The organism is Desulfofundulus australicus DSM 11792, from assembly GCF_900129285.1.
In the GTDB taxonomy this organism is placed as follows: domain Bacteria; phylum Bacillota; class Desulfotomaculia; order Desulfotomaculales; family Desulfovirgulaceae; genus Desulfofundulus; species Desulfofundulus australicus.
In genome coordinates, this window is sequence record NZ_FQUW01000066.1 from 1 (window position 1) to 2,426 (window position 2,426).

Here is a 2,426-nt window from a genome sequence, read left to right on the forward strand (position 1 = left end):
TCATGTCAAGATAGGCAGAAGGGTGCTATTCCGGCGGACCAGCATTTTAGCCTGGCTGGAGGCCCAGGAGCAGGCCAGCGTGCGGCGGGAGCCAGAGTCAGTGGGGAAGATTCGTCGGCTGAAATAAGGGGGATGGCCATGAAACCGATCCCGTTTGATCTGGGTGTGATTATTAAGAAAGACGTTCCGGTGGTTAGCAGCCGAAAAGTGGCGGAAGTGTTTGGAAAAAGACATGATCACGTTTTAAGGGCAATCGAAAACCTAGAGTGCAGCGAGGAATTTACTCGCCTCAATTTTGGGGTGAGTTACTACAAAGACAGCTCCGGAAAAAGAAACAAGGAATACTACATGACCCGTGATGGCTTCACCTTCCTGGTCATGGGATTCACCGGGAAGAAAGCGGCCCAATTTAAAGAAGCATATATCCGGCGTTTCAATGAGATGGAGCAACAATTGAGACAACGTGCTATTGGTAAGGCTATCCGCCGGACCCTGACCGATGCTATCAAAGAATCGGGCCTAAACACCCAATTGAAGGGCTGGGCATATAAATCAATCACCGATCTGGTTTACCGGGTTGCCATCGGCTGCACTGCGGCGCAATTTCGGAAGATGCACGGGCTAGACAAAGATGCGAACATCCGAGATTATCTTGATACTTACCAGTTGGCCCGGATCAGCCAGGCTGAGAAATTGGCCCAGGCGCTGACCGATGCTGGAGCGGATTACGACCACATTAAAGCGGTGTTGGAGTTGACTTTCGCCAGACCAGTGCTTGTGGAGGCCGCCGGGCGCTGATCCGACGGCCCCGGTGAAAGGGTGGATGCCAATGTGACAATCCGACCATTAAAGTGGCAGCACTTTGACGCGGTAATCCGTAACGCTAAAATCAGCCTTCCGGCCCGTGGGCTATTCGCCATCCTGATGAGTTACGCGGACGAGCAGGGGGCGTGCTGGCCGAGCCTTGAGAAGCTGATGGCCGACACTGGCTACAAAGAACGAGCATTGCGAAACCTGTTAAACGAACTAATCGAGAAAGGCGCAATTACAAAGATTAGGCGAGGCAGAACTCTCACCAACCTTTACAACGTGACCGGCATTGTGGTGCCTGTCAGTGACCGGCATTCTGGTGCCGGTTACTCAAGTGACCGGCATTCTGGTGCCGGAGTGACCGGCACTACAGTGCAGGGTGACCGGCATTCTGGTGCAATCGAAAATGCCATTCCGCCTTACAGCCCCAACGGCTGCGGGGATCGGAACAGCCCAATTAACAGGTTAGAAGGAACAGATCCAGATCTACTTACTACGCCTTCCGGCAAGGAAGCGGAATTTATTTCAGTCTTAAAGACCATCAAGGGGTATCCACTAGATCTGGAGAAAGACCTCTCCTTTTACCAGAAATTACGGGAGTTATTTCCCGACGTTAACATTATCGAAGAAGCCAAAAAGTGGGCGGTTTACAAAATGGATAAGCCCCTAAAGAAAAATTCCAACCCACGCTCTCAGTTTAGGAACTGGCTGGAGATAGCTTCAAAAAAACAAAAGGAGGTTAAGCGACACAATGATGGTAGCAACAAAAAAATTAAACCCGTCGCAAAACCATCAAGCGACTTCTCTGACTGGCTTGGATAAAAACTGGCTACAAAAAGTTTTCCCAGTACTCGCAAATTGGCCTGACGAGGCCATAGCTGAGCATAAGGCCATTTTGATGGAAGCTGCCGACCATGCCTGGGAGCGGTGCAGATTTGATCGGCGAAATCCCGTTTACACATATAGAGAACCCACTGAAAAACCGGGCGAATTCCGGGAAGCTACATGCAGTGAATGTTTCCGCAAGTACAAGACGGAGTTTAAAACCCTGATGCGCGAGGCTGGCTTCCCGAAACGCTTCCTTTCGTTAACCCTTGACCAATTGGACAGCAGAAGTAAGGTGCAAGAGTACCTTGAAAATTTCCCAGCATTGAAGGAACAAGGCAAAGGTTTATTAATTGCTGGCAACGTGGGAACCGGTAAAACTCAGCTCATAGTTTCGCTTGCGGTGGAGTTGGTCAAACGCTATTTGGTGGCTGCGAGGTTTATCACATGCTTTGACCTTTTAAAGCTGTTCAAAAAAGCTTTAACCGATTCCTGGGCGGCTTCCGAGCTCACTGAGCTCCAAGAGGCAGAACTCGTCATCATTGATGATATAGGTTCGAGCCGACTAAGCGAATTCGACCAGGCGGAACTTGCGAACTTTATCGACAAGCGCTATCAGGTGATTCGCCCCATCGTCATCACCACGAACCTGAGCAAAAAAGATCTCGCAGAATTTATTGGAGAAAGAAGCATTTCCCGGGCTGGCCCCCTAATTATGGAGATTATGCCACAAAAGATTCGGCTTTCATTAATTTGCTCATAAATACCTTATGGAACTCCTCAGGGCTCAT

General features: G+C 49.7%; 3 protein-coding genes. All 3 read left to right on the forward strand.

Features of this window, described 5'->3' with window-relative positions; all coding sequences use genetic code 11:
* The first annotated feature begins 138 nt into the window (after positions 1–138).
* From BUB44_RS14785 to BUB44_RS14795, 3 genes are read left to right on the forward strand one after another with little or no spacing between them, the layout of a single operon-like run.
* A complete protein-coding gene (locus tag BUB44_RS14785; protein ID WP_073167747.1) occupies positions 139–798 on the forward strand; it encodes a Rha family transcriptional regulator in 660 nt (219 codons plus the stop codon).
* A 33-nt stretch (positions 799–831) separates the two neighbouring features.
* On the forward strand, positions 832–1,632 hold the full coding sequence (locus BUB44_RS14790; protein ID WP_073167750.1) for a helix-turn-helix domain-containing protein: 801 nt from the start codon (positions 832–834) through the stop codon (positions 1,630–1,632).
* The gene (locus tag BUB44_RS14795; RefSeq protein WP_083543276.1) at positions 1,562–2,398 is read left to right on the forward strand and encodes an ATP-binding protein; all 837 of its coding nucleotides are present in this window, start codon (positions 1,562–1,564) and stop codon (positions 2,396–2,398) included. Before BUB44_RS14790 ends, BUB44_RS14795 begins: the two co-directional genes overlap by 71 nt.
* Positions 2,399–2,426: the final 28 nt, after the last annotated feature.

Excerpts from the sequence above, each read along its gene's own strand:
- BUB44_RS14795 (WP_083543276.1), top strand. The coding sequence starts at position 1,562 with ATGATGGTAGCAACAAAAAAATTAAACCCGTCGCAAAACCATCAAGCG.
- BUB44_RS14785 (WP_073167747.1), top strand. The coding sequence starts at position 139 with ATGAAACCGATCCCGTTTGATCTGGGTGTGATTATTAAGAAAGACGTT.